The following is a 17,601-nucleotide window of genomic DNA, read 5'->3' as shown; positions in this document are numbered from 1 at the left end:
ATAGGTGTGGATACAACGGCGAAGATCGCGCTTATTGCCAGAGGCGGCAGCAACCGCGAGAGGCGAATATTGCGCTGAATTGAACTCCATTTCGCCGAGCTTGTACCCAAAAGCCAGGACATGCCTGCCGCATTGAGGCCGAGGCTATCCTGCGCGGTTTTGAGGTAGCCGACGGTGACCGGGTTCGTGTCGAGTGAATACATGGCTTCCTCCGATCAAATCGACATTGAGAGACGGAACGGAAGCGGCAGGGAGGGACGCGCGGCAAGGATCTCTGCCCATGCCCGCATACCGTCTTCTACGGTCGATGGGCGAGGGGGAGGATTCTCGCTCAGCCGGAAGGCGTACCCGTGGATGAACGGCATGCTCAGCCCGGCGAAGGGCAAAATGGTCACGCGGACCTGTCCGTCCTGCAACTGCTCAATGATCGAACGGCCGTCCGTGGCACCACACTCGTAAGACTCGGATACACCATTGGCATGCCAGACAATCAGGTCAGCCCGCAGGGGATAACGGCCGGACGTAGCCGCGGCCTCGGGCTCGAGCTGACCACGGGGATCATTGGCAACGGCAAGGAGACGTGCATGAACCTTCAGGACACGGTGGTCCTTGGTTTGATGGCAGCTGGGCTCTTGGGCCAAGATTTCGGCAAGCAGCGTTTCCGTCAGCATGGGGCGCCAAGGGAGACCGCCCTGCACGAGGGCACCGTGAAGATGAGCATACTGAGCCAGCGAAAACCCTTTGGGCGTGCGGGATAATCGCGGAAGGAATTCCACCTCGGCGCCGGGGAGGTTGCTGGCTCGCATACCACCGCCAAGGTGAGCCAGGCGGTACGCTTGAGGCCATGTGTTGGTCGCAGAGTCTTGGCCAGGCCGTGACATAGCGGGCACAACCCTTCTCCGAGAGATTGGCGAATAGTCCTTTGTAAATGGTTGTGGTCGAACCGTAAATGCTCACCCGGCCTCCGCCAGTACCCTATAGACAGATGCCCGCCCGATGCCCAGCCGCCGCGCAATTTCTGATGCGCCGATATCCCGCAAGGGTCTGCCCCAGATAGACTTGGTGCATCGTCTGGCGAGGGCTGTCACCATCACCACGTTCGGGCAAAGGGGGATGGGATGGCAGAACAGGATGACGACAGCGAACGTGGTTTCCTCGGCGAGAGGGGGGCGAGCACCATTCCGGTTTACCGAATGGAAAACGCCGACTGGTTCCAACTCGCCGACGAAGTCAACGTGACGCTGATGCGTCTCGCCACTTGGGCAGTCAATTCGGTGAAGACCTCGTCGATGGCTCCCGAGGCCGTGGCCGTACGGGTGCTGCTGCGGTCGTGCGGGATGTACCAGGGGGTGATCATGTTGACCGAGCGGGGCATGGTGGCCGAGGGGCGCACACTGACGCGGGCGTTGATAGAGAATGCCTTCGGCATAGCTGCGCTCGTCGATAAGCCCCAAGAGTTCATGGACATGCTGCGGGAGGATTCCGAAGCAAGCGGTCAGAACCAGCGCAAATTCCTATTGGCCGAAGACCTGATCGCCAGCGGCGCGACTCGGGATAAATTGCAGGCGGCTAGTTCTGGCCGTCGGCGTAGAAGTTGACGCCGCGTTCATAGTACCAGGGCTCCACGGCGTAGTCGCAGAACATCAGGATCAGCATGTAGCGCTTGTCCAAGACGTGGGTGACGCACTTGAAGCTCTGCAGCAGATCGCGCAGTAGCTCCAAGAGATGAGGTCGGCTGCTAGGTCGCCGCGACAGAGCCCGGTATTTCAACTCTGAAGCTTTGCAGCGGGGAAAGTGTTCCTTGATCAGGCGGCCGGCGTCCTCGTCGCTGATCGCGATCGCTGCCGCACCCTGGAGACGCTGCTGAGGGTTGAGCAGATCAAACCCTGTGTAGCCGCTTTCGTCGATCCTGAAACATTCCATGGTCAAGATGGCGCGTTGACGCCGACGGATCCTCCTTACGTTACTGGGACTAATTCTGCGGCCCGTTATGAACAACGCGTGCTCGCCGAATCGCGTTACAGCACCATTATACACGACACGATATCAAGTGCTCAGCACCCGTCGGTGAAGAGTCAGAGTGTGATGAAGCGCATGGAGTGGCGGCCTGTTTTCTATGTCCCATTTTACGTCGATATGTCGGTCTATATTATTTTGTACGCGTCATGTGTATTTACGTTCCTTGTAACGGTTCGGCTTCGGCCTATGTAGCTATAAGCGTATCTAGTAACGGACCCATGCGGTATGGCTAAGAGTAATCGGGAGCGGGTTGAGTCGTACCGGGCTAAGCAGCGGGCGGCAGGGATTGTAGAGGTACTTGTACGGGTGCCGTCGTCGATGCGCATGCGCGTGCTTGATCTAGCGGCTAAGTTGCGGGCAGGTGCGCCTTGGCCGCAAGATCCACCGTCTGTCCGGGTTGTGCGCGTCGAGGTACCTGGGCCTGTCAGGGTTAATCGCATTGAGGTTCCGGGGCCGGTCACGGTAGATTGGGTAATTCTGGCCTCGGCAGTACTGCCAGCCCTGGCATTAGGTGTTCTGGCTGGTGTTATTTTGCAAAAGTACTATCACGGATAGAGTTTAAATGGGCGGGGTGCCAATCACCTGCACCCCCACCGTTCTAGCCTTCCCTCCCGGTGCCAGGCTTTCAGGCATGCTCTCATTTCCGCCCATCCTTTGGCTCGGTCGCTCTCGCCGATGCCATAGCCCTGGTTGGCATCAATCAGTCGCTCCCGCACGACAGGTAGCTGCACAGGAGCGGGGGCTATCCGGTGGGAAAAGGGAAAAACGGCGATCAATCGGCGGCGGAAAATCCCGCCATTGGCTTGTTACGGTCTGTGGCGGTTGGACGAAGGCAAACCACCCTGTCAGCGCGAAAGTCGCGATCACCACGAAGTCGACCCAGCCTTTAAACGCCGCCCGCGACCTATAAATGATGGCGGCCAACCGTACAGCGCTAAAATCGCCCTAAATACGGTGGGAACGGCCGAGAGCCGACACGATGGGGTTCATTTCAGATGGATGCAGTATCCGGTGATGCGCAGTTCCAGTCGACGAGCGAGAACCGGGCTGGCATCGCGCAAGGCGGACAGGATGGTCTCCGCCTCGGCCCGGTAGGCCGCTATCTTGTCCCGAGTCCAGTGGGAGGGCGGCGGGCCGAGGTTGACGATGCGATCGGCCAGCTTGACCATCCAGACTTCCGGCGGCTGATCCCGGATGCGTTCCAAGCTGTCGGGCATGCGCCGTTCCTTGGGAAGGTCGGCATTCTTGGTCAAGGCCATGACCGCCGCCAGAATATCGGGGCCGAACCGCTCTCCCACCATTTCGGGGCTGGTGGCGGTATCCTCGATCACGTCATGGAGCAGGGCGGACGTCACCGCCAGGGTGCCATTGCGTCCGGGCTCCGCGGCCAGGGCGGCCATCACCTCCTGGGCCACCGACGCCAGATGGGTGACGTAAGGTAATCCGGCTGGCGTCTTCTGGTCGCCATGCCGCTCGGCGGCGAAGGCCAGGGTGGTCAGGAAGGCGTCCTGGGACCAGGGGCTGTCCGGCATCATGTCTTTTCCTCGCCGTTCATCCGCTTCCACAGGGCCAGCAGGTCTTCTTCTTCCTTGGTTCCGACGGCAGGTTCCCCGGAATCGGCCTTGGCCCCAAGCAGATCGAGTACCTTACTCCGGGCGGCGATCGTGCCAATGGCGGCGATGGACGTGCTGTTCACGCCAAGGGCCTCGTCCAGGTCGAAGAAGCTCGGCCTCAGGGCCGGCGGCAGGACGGAGCGGGTATTCTCGGCGCAGACACGGGGCACGTAGCCGTTCAGATAGGACAGGCAGCCCTCGATCATGGCATCGAGAATTCCAAGACGCTGATCAACAATAGCGCGAATACGGACCCGCCAGAGTCCCGCCACCACGCCCGCAGCGGCCAGCGAGGCCCCCCACCAGGCCAGCGCCGTGATGCCCGTCTCACCCAGCATCGCCAGACCGGTGAGCCACAGGCAAAGCCCCAGCGGCCAGACCAGCGACGACTGCCGCAAGATTTGCTCCAGGGCGCGCCGCTCGGTCTCCCGATAGGCCAGCAACAGGCGCCGGGCCTGTTTGGCGTTGCTGGAGCCCAAGGTCAGCCGCCGAGCGAAATCCACCAGTGGCGTGAGCAGCCAGGGCAGATCGCATACAGCCTGATGGCGTAGGAACAGGGAATCGGAGAGCGTCGCCTCCACATGGGCCTCCAACGCCAGATCGCCCTTGTCCCTGGCAAATGCCCATAGGTCGTGAAGGCAGAGCAGCAAGGCCTGGGCGGCCTGCCGCGTCGGTGCCTCACGGATCAAGGCGCGTATCGAGGGGATCCCGCTCATGCGTCCGGTCCCGCCAGAAGGGTCCTTATATCGGCAAGGACATCTTCAATCGGTCTACAGGCCCCCACAATATCCTTCTGGGCCTTTTCGATGTCGGCGGCCATGACCGAACCGGACAGGTCTTTCATGTCGTCCAGCATCATTTGGCGAGCCCTCTCGCTCAGGCGGCCGAGGAACCGCAGCGCCACCTCGGTCGTGGTGCCCAGCAACGCAATTCCCATCCGATCCTTCTCGATATTGCGCCATAACGAGTTCAGTTCGGCATCTTCCTTCTGGGCCAAGGCGTCGAAGGCCTCGCAGCCCACATGGGGATGCATGAATGTCTTCAGCAGCGCGGCGCCGCCATCGGCCAAGCCTCGCTGCTCGATGACATCAAGGATATTTTCGCGCGCCTTGGACACGGCGCCATGGGTCAGGAAAAGGCCGTCGAAGTCGCTTTCCTCTTCCATGTCCCGCAGCAGCAGCGCCTGGGCGCGATTTCTCATCAGGCCGAAGACCCGGACGACCGCCGGGGTGGGCAGCCCCAGCAGGCCGACGGTCCAATCATTCTTATCGACCAGCTGCAGCAGTTCCATCAGCGCGGGCTCGCCAATCATCCCGAGATATCCGGCCAGGCGTTCGACCGACCGGCGCCAGTCGGGATCGTCACTGGCCCAGCCTTGGGCGATGGTGTCCAGTCTGGCCTCGAGATCCGGCGGGGCTTCGATCGGCTCGTCCCCCTCGTCGTCCTCGAAATTCTCCCTGAGCCGAAGGGCCATCCGATTGTCGTAATCGGTGGAGGCGGGATCGATGGGATCGACGGGAAGCAGCATCTCGTTGGGGCTTCGGACACGCTTGCCCGCCGAGTTGCTGATGCCGTCGAGTAGCTCGTGATAGTCCAGCCGCAGGTGCTTCGGCAGGGAAAAACGGGCATAATCTGCCGAAACCTGCGGGGCATAGCCTCCCACATGGGCCACCAGGGCGTTGCGCAAGGCCCGCAGCACCAGCACCTTGTCGGCGGCGGCATCGTTCAGCCGTTCACGCAGATCTTCCCGCGCCGACGTGTCGGCCATTCTGGCAAGAGTGTCGCGGATGTGACGCCTGTCATCCTCGGCCACGGCCGCGATGCGGGAATCAAGCAGGCGCTCGACCTGGACTTGCTCGGTCAGGCCCAAGGTGATGTGGCGGAAGATGTCACGTAGCGGTTCCGCCAGCCATTGACGGTCCCGTACCTGACGATAAGCGTAGAACAGCAGGCTGCGCTCGGGGTGATCCAGCGTGTCCTCCAGGACGACGATCTGCCGGATTTTGTCCAGGTAGCACAGATCGTTGATCAGCAGGCAGAGGTCGCGCACCGTTTCCCTGGTCGGAGCCTGGGCGATGAACGCCATATCCGCCCATTCCGCTGACGATGCCATTGCGCTTCCCCCCTCTTTGCCGCCGGGGATCATACCCGAAGTTCAGGAATAGACGGACAGGCTCCTGATTTTATCGCCAAGAAAAATCTGGGCAATAATCAGCCGGCGTCCGTCTATCCCTCCAACCAGAGAAGACAGGGGGAACCATCGTCGTGATGCGCAGCGGATTCACCGCCATCGGCCTGATAGCCGGTATCCTGTGGAGCGCTTCGTCCCTGGCGGCCGAGACGCGCCAGCTGGGTGGCGGCTATACCTTGCACCCGGTTTCCGGTGCCCTTCTGGAGATCCGGAAAGATGGCAAGCGCCTGTGGTCCTGCATCCCCAGGGACGGGGATCGCGACGAAACGGAATGCACGCTGGCCCGGCCGCTGCCCGGCATCGCGAAGGGCGCCGTGCTGATCCAATCCGCCGACACCCGGGGGCGGGTGCCCAATACCTGCACCCTGGTGGTGCCGGGCAAGGGGCTGGATATCCACGCCTATCCGTCCTGGCTGGCCTGCGCCGATACGGTCATGGATGTGGATGGTGACGGAATTCCGGAATTCCTGACGCCCTCGACCTTTGTGCCGCGTTCGGTGGGAGCCGAGGATGACTATCCCTTCGCCGCCTTCGCCTCCCTGGTGCCGCTGGACTATGGCCCCGACACCGGATTGCGGCCGAAGCTGGCCAGCCTGCGCCGTCCGGTCGTCGCCGTCGTCGCCGAAATCTGCCGTTTCTCGCGCCTGACCTGTACCGATGCCCGAGGGTTGACGGCCAGTTGGGATGGCCCACCCGGCACCTTGCGCTATGGCGTGCCGCTTCCGCTATGGCGTCTTGCCATCGCCCTGGTGGAAAGCGGCAACGGCGCGGAGGTGCGCAAGGTCATGGCGGCGGCATGGCTGGGAGAACCCGCCTCGCTCGAATGTTTCCTACATAAGGTCGGTGGGATGTTCATGGCTGGCAACGACTATGCCGAGGATTTCCTTGCCCTGAATGGCGGCAAGGTCGAAGCATTGGGCTTGGAAAAAAGGCTTTAATGGCGGTTTGGTGCGGCCATTGCGATGTCATGCAGATTTGGTAACCTACGAAAACGCTTCAGGAGGGGAATAATGATTAGAAAAAGTGCTGCTGCCGTATCCATCATCGCCTTGCTCTCAACGACAGGCTGCCAGACCGACAACATTACCAAACAGGATGTCGGCACTGCGGTCGGTGTCGGCGCTGGCTTGTTGATCGGTTCGCAATTGGGGGGAGGAACTGGACGTTATGTCGCCATGGGCGTCGGCGCCCTGATTGGTGGCTATCTCGGCAATCAACTCGGCAAGATGCTGGATGAGAATGACCAACAGGCAGTTTCCGCGCAAACCGCCAAGGCCCTGGCTGAATCAAAGGACGGGCAGGCCGTCAATTGGAGCAATCCGGAAACCGGTGCCAAGGCCAAGATCACTCCGATCAGCACCGTGACTGAGCAGCGTTCGGTGGCGGTCGTCAGAGAAAAGAAGGTGGCTCCGGTTTCGGCCATGGATCTGATCGGAGAAACCTATGTGGCGAACAAGAGCGCCAATTTGCGCTCGGCTCCGAATCAGAGCGCCGACACCCTTGGAGGGCTTCAGGCCGGTGAGCGGTTCCAGGCTGTCGGCAAGGTGAGCGGCTCAGATTGGATCGTTGTCGGCAAGGGCAAGCGCACCATTGGATACGTTCACGCCTCCCTGGTGAAGAGGGCTCCTCCGGCACCGCCGGCCGCAGCCGCTCAGCCGCCGTTGGAAGTCGCCACGGACCAGCCCCCTCAGCTCACCAAGCCGGTCAACCTGGACGAGATTAAGACCTCCGAGGGGGCCGATCTCGATAAGTTGGGCCTGGTTGCCGAAATGGTTCCGGCCAAGACTACCTGCCGGACGGCCAAGATGGAGGTTTCGGGCAAGGGCGAAAGCACCAACGATACCGTCAAATCCTGCAAGGGAACCAATGGGATGTGGGAAGTCCAGATTTAAGCTAAGCCAGCCAGGCCCCCTCCGGGGCAGAAAACCTCGGAGGGAGCCTTCTTCCATCTGCCCCGCATAAAATGCTGCGGCGAGGCAGCTTGCGGGAATACATCAGGTCATTCATTTGCACATCGTGTGTATGTCGGCGCCGTTGAGATACGCCGTGTGTGGATTGGGGGGGGGACTATGCTTGGCTTTCGACGGGCTGCGGTCTTGTTTCTGGTGGCGGTATCGGTTGGTGCAAGTTTTCCGTCCCTTGGCGCCAGCGAGAAAATCGCATATTCCGAAAAGCAAGGTATTGCAGTAATTGCCCAGGATACCGGTGAGGGGTGGTGCAAGGACCTGGTTTCCCTGAAGATTACGGCGAAAGATATCGCCTTCTTTCAAGGGGGCGGCCTGGAGCAAATGGTCCTGTTGCTTGGGACTTCCGTTCTTCCCGATAGATGCCCAAAAGCCTCGTCGATGGTGCTGGACGGTGTTACGAGTGAAGAGGGCCTTGTCTTCCAGGGAACCGCCAATAGGCAGGATGGCTGGAAGCCTAGTGTAGTGAAGGCGCCGCAGAAGCGGGCCGTTGCAGATAACTCGGCCAGCCCCCCTTCCTCCGCCCCACCCGCCAAGACCGCTCAACAAAACCTGCCTGCCCCGGTTGTTTCCGCACCGGAGGTCAAGACCACTCAAAATACTGCGACTCCGACCGCAAGCGCCGTTTCCTCTGCGCAACCACCGTTGAAGCCCCCCGCGCCTCCGACCACAGCGATTCCGGAGGAGGAGAAGCCGTCTCTGTGGAACCGGATCAAAGGCATGGTTGCTGGGCCAAAGGGGGAGACCGCGCCGCCCTCCAAAGATACAACACCATCCAAGGCGGAACCGGAACAGTCCCGGGCCGCGAAGCCGGTTTCTCCGCCAGCCGCTCCGACATTCAATGCCCGCTTCGATCCTGATACCGCCCTTTGGCAGATCCAGGTTGGAGATCTTTACGGCTTCATGACGCGCAAGGGTGAGGTCGTTTTGGCCCCCGCGTTTGACGAGGTCACCGATTTCCGGGACGGGCTGGCTGCGGTGAAGTTCAAGGGCGAGTGGAAGATCATTGACCGGAAGGGCACCGTCATTGCCGAGTTGGGCCCCGGCATCGACAGTGTCTCGACACTGAATTATGGCTTCTTTCAGTTCAAGAAGGCGGGGAAATATGGGCTGTTGACGGCCGATGGGAAGGTGGCCCTCGCCCCCGCCTATTACTCTGTCTCCATCGGCTCCTTCACGCGGGAGTATCAGAGGGTAATCGTAGCCCGGAATGACTCGTACTCCTACGCCCTCGTCGATTTATCCGGGCGCGAGGTCCTGTCTGTGGGGCGGGGCGACATCCGTGAATTTCATGGCAACAAGTTCATCGTCACCGATTACACCGCCGGCACGGCTTCGCTGATCGACAAGGACGGAGCGGTGCTCGTCACCGTCAAGGGCTATCTCAGCGCTGCGGGGCAGAAGACGGGACGGCCCTTCCTGCTGGCCGAGTCCGATGGCAAGGCCGGAATGTTCACATCCGACGGCCGCTGGGTGATAGAGCTTGGCCGGTTCGAGACGCTGTATACATACGACGACCGCTATCTGCTTGCGGGCAAGGGAGGCAAGGTCGGGCTCCTGGACTTGAACGGCAAGGAGCTTCTTCCCCTTGCCTTTCAGGGGATCCGACCGGACAGCCTCGATAAGGGGGGGCTGGTCGCCGTCAAACTCAATGGAAGCTGGGGAGCCGTGGACTCAAGCGGCAAAACCGTGATTCCCGCCGAACACTCGGAGGCCCTGGGCGTTTGCCCCGACGTGACCATCCTCGAGAATCCCCGGCAGGGAAAGGTAATCGTCTACGACCATTCCGGAACCCCCCTGTATTCGAAGCCCTATCAGAAAAAGCGCTATCCGATGTGGTTTCTGTTCGGCTGCCCCGCTGAAGGGCGCCAAGTCTACGGGCTTTGCCGGAATGAGAACAGTTGCCTGGCCGGATTTCTCGACTTGAAGGGCACCCCGGTGATTACCGGGGATTATAATCAGGCAGAAGCATTCTCCAATGGACTGGCAAGGGTGAAGGAGAACAAGAGCGCGCGCTGGGGCATCATCGATATCGATGGCAAGATCGTTCAGGATTTCGCTTTCAATGATGATCCGCTGAGGCTCGCCGCGCCCTATTGGGCCTCGGATGACAAGAAGAATACCAAGGGCCTGCTCTACATGGGAAAGGTGGGGGGGAAGCTGGTCTGGTTCGATGAACTGGGGCGGGTCGTTTGGGACGGACGCAAGTTCAAGGGAATTGGCGTGCGGGACGTCCAGCAGCTCTTCAAGGACGCACTCCATCAGGCCGTTACCGTGAGGGACAGGCACGAAGCGTACCGGCGCTACGAGGACGCCATTCGGGTGGCGGAGCAAAATAACATCCAGTGGCCCGAACTGTTTGAGTATGAAAGTGATCTGCGGGCGATCTACACCTCCTACACCGAAGGCGGCGGAGATCCGGAGCGCCTTTCTCAGGTGGCGATGACCATCCATGCCGCCCAGAAGCGGCTCAATCGTGACAAGAATCTCACCGCCTTCTCCTATGTCCTGGTTGGGTCATCCATCATAAACAAAAAAGGACCATCAACGGCTCGCATGGCCCAGGCCTATCAGTACTTTAAGAAAGGGTGCGATATGGGGTCGCAGAGCGCTTGTGATGCGCAGGCTCTAATCCGAAATGAGTTCCTGCGGAAGGGACAGCTGACGGTGGAGCCCGTCACCACTATCTGGGTTTCCGGGTCCTCGGCATCCAGCATTCTGACTTGGCCGACGCTCAAGTCCCTGTCGGCCAACGCCAATGGCACTTCATTCGTGTACGTTGACGGCCATACGATCTCCGTGACGGCGGACAAGGCTTTTGACCTCAATGTCAACGCGACGTTCGAACTGGGCGGAACTGTGCGCAGCAAGACCTATACCTTGCGGATTGGCGGCGACAAGGTGGGCGAGACATTCTCGTTGGATTTTAGCTTTGATAGCGACCAGGCCTGGGTCAGGTAATGCGGCGTCTTTGGCCTGGGGCCGACGGGGGCACCAATGGCCAACCGTCGGCTTATTGGACGCGCGGCTTGGCTTCTGACGCCTGCATTTGTCGCCCATGTCGGATCAGAGGGTGTGGAGCTGGACATTGAAGGTAAAATTCGATGGCTAACTTGCTGAAGTTTGTTGCGGTTTCTTTTCTACTGGGGCTATGGCACGGCTCCTCGCCTGTTGCTGCCGACAATCAGCAAATTGCTTTCTCACAATCGCCTGCTTTTCGCGTTGTCGCTCTTGATGGCGGCGGGGGATGGTGCAAGTCCTCGGTCAACCTGATGGTGACGGTCAACGATGCTGCCTTCTTCCAAGGTCCGGGGGTAACCCGGCTGGTGGTTGCCTTGGGGAACACCATTCTGCCCGATCTTTGCCCCGAAGCGACCTCGCTGGCTTTGAATGGTAGTGTCGGCGATGATAATTTCACCGTGCCGATATACCAGGGAAAAGCCAGTCGTCAACAAGGTTGGGTACTGGAGGCGTCCGCACCGGCTTCCATCGAACCGCCTGTCGAGAAAAATGCAGCCGCCAGTGCTAGTTCAAGGCCAGTTGGTGACTCTCATTATGATAAAGATGGGGTCGCCAATGCTTCTTCTGAGAAGCAAGGTATTAGGGAAAGCTCGAACATCACGCCCACTGTTACTTCTGTTATGGGGCAACATGTTTCTTCTCCGTCTATCTTTCACGTGGGGCTGGTCATCATCCTGGGTTCCCTCGTCCTGGCCGGTGGTGCGTTCGTCGGCCTGCGCAATCGTATGCCGCGTCGGGTGGCTCTGACAACGACGGCTGCTGTCGTCCTGGTCGGGGCGACCGCTGGGGCCGCGCTGTGGCGCTCGCCGGAGCCTGAAACTGCGCCGCAATCTGCCACGCCATCACAGGCCGCGCCGTCGAAGGCAGCGACTCCACACCCCTCCCCCCAGGCGGCCAAGGCCGCGGCCTTGCCCGATCCGGTCAAGCCATCACCCGTTCAGAAGGCCGAGGAGCCGGTGAAGTCGACCAACAAAGCGGAGTTGCTGAAGAAGCTGGACATGCTGGACAAGCTGGAAGTCCAGGAACTGGTGGCGGCAGCGGCAAAGTGCGTCCATGCTGGAGATTTTTCCTGCGCGCGGGAAAAACTGGCCGTCGCAGGGCGCCACGCGGTGGATGGCGAGGATCGTGGCTGGATCGCCAAGAACGCCGATTGGGTGGAGCAGGTTGCGCTTGAATTGCAGCGGCGGCGGGAGGCGGAGGAAAAGCGGCGGCAGGAGGAGGCCGCGCGGGCACGGTCCGTCTCTTATCAGGTGTCTGTCACATCCATAATTCGAACATCGGATGGATGCACGTTTAATGCGGAAAAACTATATAACGGCAGTGTGGTTGAACGGGATATCGGAGCCTGCCAAAGGAACAGCGACGGCTCCTATCACATCATATTCAAGGGGGTGATCGGCACGCTGTGGTCCAGCGGGAATTATAATATTGATAAGCGGTGCGACAATGCATCCTCCATGTCTGGGCTTGGCGAGGCAATCAAGGAGACCGTGCGATGCGTATGGCAGAATTAGGATTTCGGGGGTGCTGGCTTCTTCTGGCCTTGGCTTTCGGGCTGGCGGGGCCATCGCCCAGCCGGGCGGGAGATGGGGTCGTTCGTGTCGTCTGCCTAGTGGACGGAGCGGAATATGCCAAGGGTGAAATCCGGGTCGGCGGAAAGGTCAAGGGCGATTGCCCCCGGTCGGACATTTTCCTTCCGGCGGGCGAGCATGCCATCAGCGTGGAGCATGTGATCGGCGATGGTTCGCTGTTTCGCGGCACCGAGACCAAAACCATCCGCGAGGATTCTGCCACCCGGATCGAGGTGGTCCTGGCCAAGGTGTTCACCGAGGAGTTCTATTACAACAAGCAGGACTGGTCTGGATTGCTGAAAGCCTATCCCGGTGGCAAGTATGCAGCAGATGCGAACCTGCGGATTGAGGACGATCTTTATGCGAAGAAGGACTGGTCTGGAATAGTTAGATCATATCCAAATGGACGGTATGCGGATGAGGCAGTATATCGTAGCATGCTGCCTCGTGAGTATATTGATAAATTCCCAAATGGAAAGTTTTCTGAAATAGCAAGGCAGGAATTCGGAAGATATTCTGGTGGTAATCCCGATGCAGGGAGGGTATTTCGTGACTGCCAGACTTGCCCAGAGATGGTGGTGATCCCGGCTGGCAGTTTCATGATGGGGGAGGATGATAAGTCTAATATTAGTTATACGAAACCCCAGCATCTTGTGCGTCTTAACTATTCATTTGCTGTTAGCAGGTTTCCTATAACGAACGGCGAGTGGTCTTCAATCGTAAGTGGAGCTGACTATAAGCATGATGATCCGTCTGCGCGATATCCTGTGACAGGCGTAAATTGGAACGATGCGCAGAAGTTCGTGCGTAGCATTAATGCAAAGACAGGAAAGCGCTATCGGTTATTGAGTGAAGCTGAATGGGAGTATTCTGCACGTGCGGGATCGGCCACAATACATTCGTGGGGAAACGAAATAGGTAATAACAATGCCAACTGCCTTCATTGTGGAAGTCAGTGGGATGGTAAGGGGAAGTCTCCGGTTGGTTCTTTTCGCCCAAACCGCTTTGGTCTTTATGATATGGAGGGCAATGTTTTAGAGTGGGTTGCCGATTGCTGGAGCGATGACTACATAGGTGCTCCCCGAGATGGGAGTGTTTGGGGGACGTCTGATCGTTGTTATGTTGTTCTAAGGGGGATTGGATCAGGGAACTACAATTCAGGGGTTGCGTCTAGGATGAGATTTGATCCATTGGTTCGAGTTCCGGAGATCGGGTTTCGCGTTGCCAGAGATCTGCCGTAAGGAGGTCTCTTGCTGCAGTACCCGTACCAGTTCCGAATACACCGCCAACTGGGCATCGGCGGTGTAGAGGATGGCCGGTTCGCTCATGGCCTGGGCGACCAGCAGGCGGTCGAAGGGATCGCGGTGGTGGGGCGGCAGGGTCATGACCCGCAGGGCGGCGGCGGAATGGACCGGTAGTTCGACGAAGCCGCTGTCCAATGCGGCGGCAAGGATCTCCGCCGGTTCCACCGCGAAGTCGGCCCGGCCCAGACCGGCCTTGATGGCGATCTCCCATAGGCTGGCGGCGCTGAACAGAACCTCGGTGGCGGGGGTCTCCAGCATGGCGCGGATATCGGGTGCCAGCCGTTCCGGCGTGATCAGCGCCCAGAGCAGGATGTTGGTATCGAGCAGGACACGCATTCAATGACCCTCGAACGCGTCCAGCACCTCGTCCGGCAGTGGGGCGTCGAAATCCTCCGGAATTCGTGCCCGTCCGGCCAGGGTGCCCAGGCGGCGCTTGGCCGGGGTGGGAGCGAGCGGTACCAGCATGACCAGCGGCTTGCCGGCCTTGGCGATGATGACCTCGCCCCCGGCGGCGGCCTCCTCGACCAGTCGCGACAGATGGGTCTTGGCGGCATGGATGTTGACGATGGACATGGCGCTACCTCATGGGTCTGATCGGACTAAGTCTAGTTTATATGACTCTTGAGCGCAAAGAATCATCGGCAGAAATCCGCCCCTTGTCCGTCTATGGTAAGGATGTTGGTGGACGGCGCGGCAACCGGCTCTTTACTCTGGATTCCAGTTTTGCCGTAACTTCCATGGGGGTGGGGAGCCGGGCGGTTTATCAGGCCGTCCAGGATGCCCTGATTGTATTAGGCCGATACCCATTTTTTGACATTTTGCGATAATGACGGTTCAGCGGGGGAGGCATGCAGGTGGTTGGACATAGATTTTGTGCTGTAGCTCTGGCGATCTTGACGCAGTTCACCGCCTTGGGGCCGGTTGAGGCCGCACGCCTGAAGGAAGGAGGGGCGGGGCTGCTTGAAAAGATGGGCCCCCTGATGGATGAAAGAATCGCCCTTCTCGGACGAGTCGATCAGTTTATTGGCTCGGCGCAAGGGCAAGGCGGCTTTATTTCAACAGAATTTACAGGAATTAGACCCGGCTTCACGAAGCAATGGCAAAGCTCTGATCTAACTCTGTTTAATAAAATAGTTGATACGAAGGAAGGCGGGGTTAATTCGGTCAACCCAGTAGACATTAGAAAATATGAACGGGATATCGCAGGGATTAAGTTGCGTTTTCACGACATTAAATATCGCCATATTTACATTGACACATCTCCGCTTGGGGCGTTGTACATCAAGGCATTCTCAAAGGTCGCCAACAATAAGCCGCAAGCCATCCGCTCGGTGTTGCTCCAGACTATAAAAGATAGCGATGGAGCGCACATGTCGGACGTTATGGGGATGTTTCAAGGCAATGCCTTTCTCCGAGAGGTAGATGCCCGATTTTTTGACGCGTATGGAAAAATGCTAAAATCAACAAAGGGAATTCAATCGAACGGCATCAATAGAGATTTTACAAATACTAAGTTTAGCGAACGAGAGTCCTGCGTTCAGGGCAGGAGCTATGCGTGCGTCGCTGGGCGATCCCCCGAGTGGAGAATGGCGTTCAGCCTTCACACGGTATCGTTTCGGCCTGATGACCCCGGCGCGTTCCAGATCATTCTGGAAAATAACGTGGCTTCGGGCAAGGCAGAGAAGGTTATTGAACAGGGAGTGACGCATTACATCGACACCCACCCTCCAGGTGAGTTTCCTGGGGAGATTTCGCAAGAGCGGAACGGACTCTGGCGATGGGATTCGCATCTTGGTTCTCGATCCGCCATTTCAGATCTCGAAGAGATCAGCGAGCAATTGGGCGAAAACAGCAAGAAAATCGAAGCCCTTCTTTTCGAGTGGATTCAGGCCAATTGGGTGCCAAAGGGTGAGCGCCCGGATGCCGCGACCGCGGAAGGAAAATTCTGATGGTCCGCCGCAAATGGTGGGCTGCTCTGCTTGTGGCCTGCCTGCTGGCGCCTCTACCGGCGGCCACGGCGGAAGTCTTGCCGGGCCATTACGAGATGCAGGGCATTCTCGGCCTGAAGGGCAAGACATGGAGGGTGGACATCAAGCTCGATGTCACCGATGACGGCGAAATCGGCGGAGCGACATTTGGCTACATGGACTTCGCGTGCAAGGCGCAATTGAAGGCGTCGTCGTTCAAGGGGGATCAACTGATCCTCGACGAGCGGATCACCATGGGGGAAGCCTTATGCGAACCTGGGCGTTATCTCCTTACCATCGACCATGACAAGCTACACAAGGGCGCCTCTACATCTCCATTCATTAGCATCTCATTCGATGCCGGTGATGAATTCTGGCGGGGGAGGATTGGCGAATTCAAGTTCAAGCCCAGCAAGGAAGCCGGGTTCCTGGTGGATCAGGGGGTTGATGGTTGGGATGGATTCCTCGGCAAGGCGAATTGGGATTCGGTGCTTGGCTATGTTACCCGCTTCCCCCAGAGCGCTCGTCAGACCAGCCTGCTGAAATGGGCGTCCGCCCATCCCGATATCGAGCGGCTTCGCGCTTTAGCTGAGGCGACAAAATTATCAGATATCCGAGCTGGCGCCGCTCAGCAGGCGGCACGTTACGCTCTGAACAGCGGATCAAACGGCGAAATGGAGCATTTCCTGGCGGCCTTTCCGGCAGCCGCGGATTATCAGACTGTCGCCGACCGACTATTTACGCGTATTGCTGATAGTCGCGACGCCAAAGCCCTGCTGGATTTTGCCAACCGCTATCCTCACTCGAATCGGGTTGCTGACGCCGTCCTGAAAATCGTCGAGGCGCCACCGGCGAATCTCGCCGACCTAAAGCCGGAGGCATGGTCTGCCTTTTATCGGGGGCACCTCTCCACCTTGGCCAACCCGGCAGTAGGCAAGGCCGCCAAGGCCCTGGAGGGGTGCCCAACATGCAGCCGCATCGAGATTATTCGACATTTGACCGGTCTGCCCGAAGTCAGTGGACGCAAGCGATCCATCGACGAATTGGCGCTGATTGCCAGGGATTCGTCATTTTTGACGCTGTTCCGCCTCGCGCCGGTAGAGATCCGATGGTCAGGCAATGGCGGCGATGATAGCGGCCAGGGACGGGAGGCGCGGGCTATCTTGCGTTTCGTCGAGGGCGGCTCATCGATTGAAACCGTCGCTTCGACCAATTGTTCGCGCGGACGCGCCGAGGACGTTGTTGAAGACCGGCCAATCATCGCCTTTCTGATCATCCCCATAGGAACAGAAAAGATGAAGGTTGAACGTCAGCATTTCGACTGCCGACTTCCTTCCTCCGCGCTGTCCGCCCTCTCGGGAATTCGCTCCGACCTTGAAAGAGCCGGGGTTCGCGTTCGTCTCGACTCCGACATCGGAGGGGTGTCGTATTTCACCAGCAGAGATGTCGGCGCCATCTCCCGAATGCCCAACGCCATTGGCGAGGCATTGCTGCAGGAGGCGCGCGCCCCTAACGGCTGTAAGGCGTTGAGGGAGAGCTGCCGAGCCCAATGTGTGGGGAAATCGGATCGGAATGGCGGATTTTTAGTGTCTTCGGACAAGCAGGCATGCGATTTGTTGTGCGCCAATGCCTTTTACGAATGCAGCAGATAACGTCGTCTAGCTGCGGAGTCGCAAGACGTTGCCCCGCTCAGGCCGTGTCGGCTGATGGGTGTCTGCGCCTTCTGACCTGCCTTGGGAAATCTCCTCCAGTTTGAAGTAGAGTCCGGCCCATCATGATGTGCCCCCGGACTTTGGATCGCCGGAGGCTGGAGTTTCCGGCAGCAGCCCTCCTCCCACGGGCTTCCGGGCTCGATAAAGGGCATCCCTCATCCAGCTTGCTAAGCCATTGCCGCACGGCAATGGCCATCATTTCCGGGCCGTTGTCGCTGCGAATATGGTAAGGGTGCCGG

The 17,601-nt window shown here is 59.1% G+C and carries 16 protein-coding genes and 1 pseudogene; 9 read left to right on the top strand and 8 right to left on the bottom strand.

Annotated elements, in window-relative coordinates; translation table 11 throughout:
- Window positions 1–215: 215 nt before the first annotated feature.
- Entirely contained in the window at window positions 216–671 is a 456-nt protein-coding gene (locus tag WV31_RS09995; RefSeq protein ID WP_237051569.1) for a hypothetical protein, read from the bottom strand.
- A gap of 447 nt (window positions 672–1,118) precedes the next feature.
- Here WV31_RS09995 and WV31_RS09990 point away from each other — a divergent pair, with 447 nt between their 5' ends.
- Window positions 1,119–1,598 (top strand): DUF5677 domain-containing protein, encoded by a 480-nt coding sequence (locus WV31_RS09990; RefSeq protein WP_085373423.1) that lies wholly within the window; start codon window positions 1,119–1,121, stop codon window positions 1,596–1,598.
- Here WV31_RS09990 and WV31_RS22440 read toward each other — a convergent pair.
- Window positions 1,570–1,722, bottom strand: a complete 153-nt coding sequence (locus WV31_RS22440) for a hypothetical protein (protein WP_237051568.1) — start codon at window positions 1,720–1,722, stop codon at window positions 1,570–1,572. The genes WV31_RS09990 and WV31_RS22440 overlap by 29 nt on opposite strands.
- Window positions 1,723–1,794: 72 nt before the next feature.
- On the opposite strand from WV31_RS22440, the gene WV31_RS22435 reads away from it, so the two are divergent.
- Window positions 1,795–2,211: a hypothetical protein gene (locus WV31_RS22435; protein WP_237051567.1), complete on the top strand. Its 417-nt coding sequence runs from the start codon at window positions 1,795–1,797 to the stop codon at window positions 2,209–2,211.
- 794 nt (window positions 2,212–3,005) lie between these two features.
- Here the strand turns inward: WV31_RS22435 and WV31_RS09980 are convergent.
- Genes WV31_RS09980 through WV31_RS09970 form a run of 3 tightly spaced genes read right to left on the bottom strand, consistent with a single transcriptional unit; the run spans window position 3,006 to window position 5,778 of the window.
- Window positions 3,006–3,554, bottom strand: a complete 549-nt coding sequence (locus WV31_RS09980) for an HD domain-containing protein (protein WP_085373421.1) — start codon at window positions 3,552–3,554, stop codon at window positions 3,006–3,008.
- A complete protein-coding gene (locus WV31_RS09975; protein WP_085373419.1) occupies window positions 3,551–4,348 on the bottom strand; it encodes a hypothetical protein in 798 nt (265 codons plus the stop codon). Before WV31_RS09975 ends, WV31_RS09980 begins: the two co-directional genes overlap by 4 nt.
- Window positions 4,345–5,778, bottom strand: a complete 1,434-nt coding sequence (locus WV31_RS09970; RefSeq protein WP_237051566.1) for a FliG C-terminal domain-containing protein — start codon at window positions 5,776–5,778, stop codon at window positions 4,345–4,347. The genes WV31_RS09975 and WV31_RS09970 overlap by 4 nt, the downstream gene beginning before the upstream one ends.
- Before the next feature lie 122 nt (window positions 5,779–5,900).
- On the opposite strand from WV31_RS09970, the gene WV31_RS09965 reads away from it, so the two are divergent.
- The 5 genes from WV31_RS09965 (at window position 5,901) to WV31_RS09945 (ending at window position 13,620) form a co-directional block, all read left to right on the top strand.
- Window positions 5,901–6,761, top strand: a complete 861-nt coding sequence (locus WV31_RS09965) for a hypothetical protein (protein ID WP_237051565.1) — start codon at window positions 5,901–5,903, stop codon at window positions 6,759–6,761.
- Between the two features lie 72 nt (window positions 6,762–6,833).
- On the top strand, window positions 6,834–7,715 hold the full coding sequence (locus WV31_RS09960; protein WP_168185894.1) for an SH3 domain-containing protein: 882 nt from the start codon (window positions 6,834–6,836) through the stop codon (window positions 7,713–7,715).
- Window positions 7,716–7,892: 177 nt separating this feature from the next.
- Window positions 7,893–10,748 carry a WG repeat-containing protein gene (locus WV31_RS09955; RefSeq protein ID WP_085373412.1) on the top strand — a complete coding sequence of 952 codons (2,856 nt, stop codon included), beginning with the start codon at window positions 7,893–7,895 and terminating at the stop codon, window positions 10,746–10,748.
- A 143-nt stretch (window positions 10,749–10,891) separates the two neighbouring features.
- Complete coding sequence (locus WV31_RS21530; RefSeq protein ID WP_145980799.1) at window positions 10,892–12,322, top strand: hypothetical protein; 1,431 nt, start codon at window positions 10,892–10,894, stop codon at window positions 12,320–12,322.
- Window positions 12,304–13,620, top strand: a complete 1,317-nt coding sequence (locus tag WV31_RS09945) for a formylglycine-generating enzyme family protein (RefSeq protein ID WP_085373409.1) — start codon at window positions 12,304–12,306, stop codon at window positions 13,618–13,620. Before WV31_RS21530 ends, WV31_RS09945 begins: the two co-directional genes overlap by 19 nt.
- Here WV31_RS09945 and WV31_RS09940 read toward each other — a convergent pair.
- Both WV31_RS09940 and WV31_RS09935 read right to left on the bottom strand, forming a co-directional pair.
- Window positions 13,537–14,019, bottom strand: coding sequence for a type II toxin-antitoxin system VapC family toxin (locus WV31_RS09940; protein WP_237051564.1), 483 nt, complete (start codon window positions 14,017–14,019; stop codon window positions 13,537–13,539). The genes WV31_RS09945 and WV31_RS09940 overlap by 84 nt on opposite strands.
- Window positions 14,020–14,256 carry a type II toxin-antitoxin system Phd/YefM family antitoxin gene (locus WV31_RS09935; RefSeq protein WP_085373407.1) on the bottom strand — a complete coding sequence of 79 codons (237 nt, stop codon included), beginning with the start codon at window positions 14,254–14,256 and terminating at the stop codon, window positions 14,020–14,022.
- 275 nt (window positions 14,257–14,531) lie between these two features.
- On the opposite strand from WV31_RS09935, the gene WV31_RS09930 reads away from it, so the two are divergent.
- Both WV31_RS09930 and WV31_RS09925 read left to right on the top strand, forming a co-directional pair.
- Complete coding sequence (locus WV31_RS09930; protein ID WP_085373405.1) at window positions 14,532–15,632, top strand: hypothetical protein; 1,101 nt, start codon at window positions 14,532–14,534, stop codon at window positions 15,630–15,632.
- Window positions 15,632–17,302: a hypothetical protein gene (locus tag WV31_RS09925; protein ID WP_085373404.1), complete on the top strand. Its 1,671-nt coding sequence runs from the start codon at window positions 15,632–15,634 to the stop codon at window positions 17,300–17,302. Before WV31_RS09930 ends, WV31_RS09925 begins: the two co-directional genes overlap by 1 nt.
- 173 nt (window positions 17,303–17,475) lie before the next feature.
- On the opposite strand, the pseudogene WV31_RS22430 reads toward WV31_RS09925, so the two are convergent.
- A pseudogene (locus WV31_RS22430) lies at window positions 17,476–17,594 on the bottom strand (IS3 family transposase); the annotation flags it as partial.
- Window positions 17,595–17,601 lie beyond the last annotated feature (7 nt).

The organism is Magnetospirillum sp. ME-1 (assembly GCF_002105535.1).
Lineage (GTDB): Bacteria > Pseudomonadota > Alphaproteobacteria > Rhodospirillales > Magnetospirillaceae > Phaeospirillum.
Note: the sequence above shows the minus strand (reverse complement) of the source record. Positions and strands in the feature narration are given on the sequence as shown.

Excerpts from the sequence above, each read along its gene's own strand:
- WV31_RS09960 (WP_168185894.1), top strand. The coding sequence starts at position 6,834 with ATGATTAGAAAAAGTGCTGCTGCCGTATCCATCATCGCCTTGCTCTCA.
- WV31_RS09980 (WP_085373421.1), bottom strand. The coding sequence starts at position 3,554 with ATGATGCCGGACAGCCCCTGGTCCCAGGACGCCTTCCTGACCACCCTG.
- WV31_RS09930 (WP_085373405.1), top strand. The coding sequence starts at position 14,532 with ATGCAGGTGGTTGGACATAGATTTTGTGCTGTAGCTCTGGCGATCTTG.
- WV31_RS09965 (WP_237051565.1), top strand. The coding sequence starts at position 5,901 with ATGCGCAGCGGATTCACCGCCATCGGCCTGATAGCCGGTATCCTGTGG.
- WV31_RS09935 (WP_085373407.1), bottom strand. The coding sequence starts at position 14,256 with ATGTCCATCGTCAACATCCATGCCGCCAAGACCCATCTGTCGCGACTG.
- WV31_RS09925 (WP_085373404.1), top strand. The coding sequence starts at position 15,632 with ATGGTCCGCCGCAAATGGTGGGCTGCTCTGCTTGTGGCCTGCCTGCTG.
- WV31_RS09990 (WP_085373423.1), top strand. The coding sequence starts at position 1,119 with ATGGCAGAACAGGATGACGACAGCGAACGTGGTTTCCTCGGCGAGAGG.
- WV31_RS09995 (WP_237051569.1), bottom strand. The coding sequence starts at position 671 with ATGCTGACGGAAACGCTGCTTGCCGAAATCTTGGCCCAAGAGCCCAGC.
- WV31_RS09970 (WP_237051566.1), bottom strand. The coding sequence starts at position 5,778 with ATGATCCCCGGCGGCAAAGAGGGGGGAAGCGCAATGGCATCGTCAGCG.
- WV31_RS09945 (WP_085373409.1), top strand. The coding sequence starts at position 12,304 with ATGCGTATGGCAGAATTAGGATTTCGGGGGTGCTGGCTTCTTCTGGCC.
- WV31_RS09940 (WP_237051564.1), bottom strand. The coding sequence starts at position 14,019 with ATGCGTGTCCTGCTCGATACCAACATCCTGCTCTGGGCGCTGATCACG.
- WV31_RS21530 (WP_145980799.1), top strand. The coding sequence starts at position 10,892 with ATGGCTAACTTGCTGAAGTTTGTTGCGGTTTCTTTTCTACTGGGGCTA.
- WV31_RS09955 (WP_085373412.1), top strand. The coding sequence starts at position 7,893 with ATGCTTGGCTTTCGACGGGCTGCGGTCTTGTTTCTGGTGGCGGTATCG.
- WV31_RS09975 (WP_085373419.1), bottom strand. The coding sequence starts at position 4,348 with ATGAGCGGGATCCCCTCGATACGCGCCTTGATCCGTGAGGCACCGACG.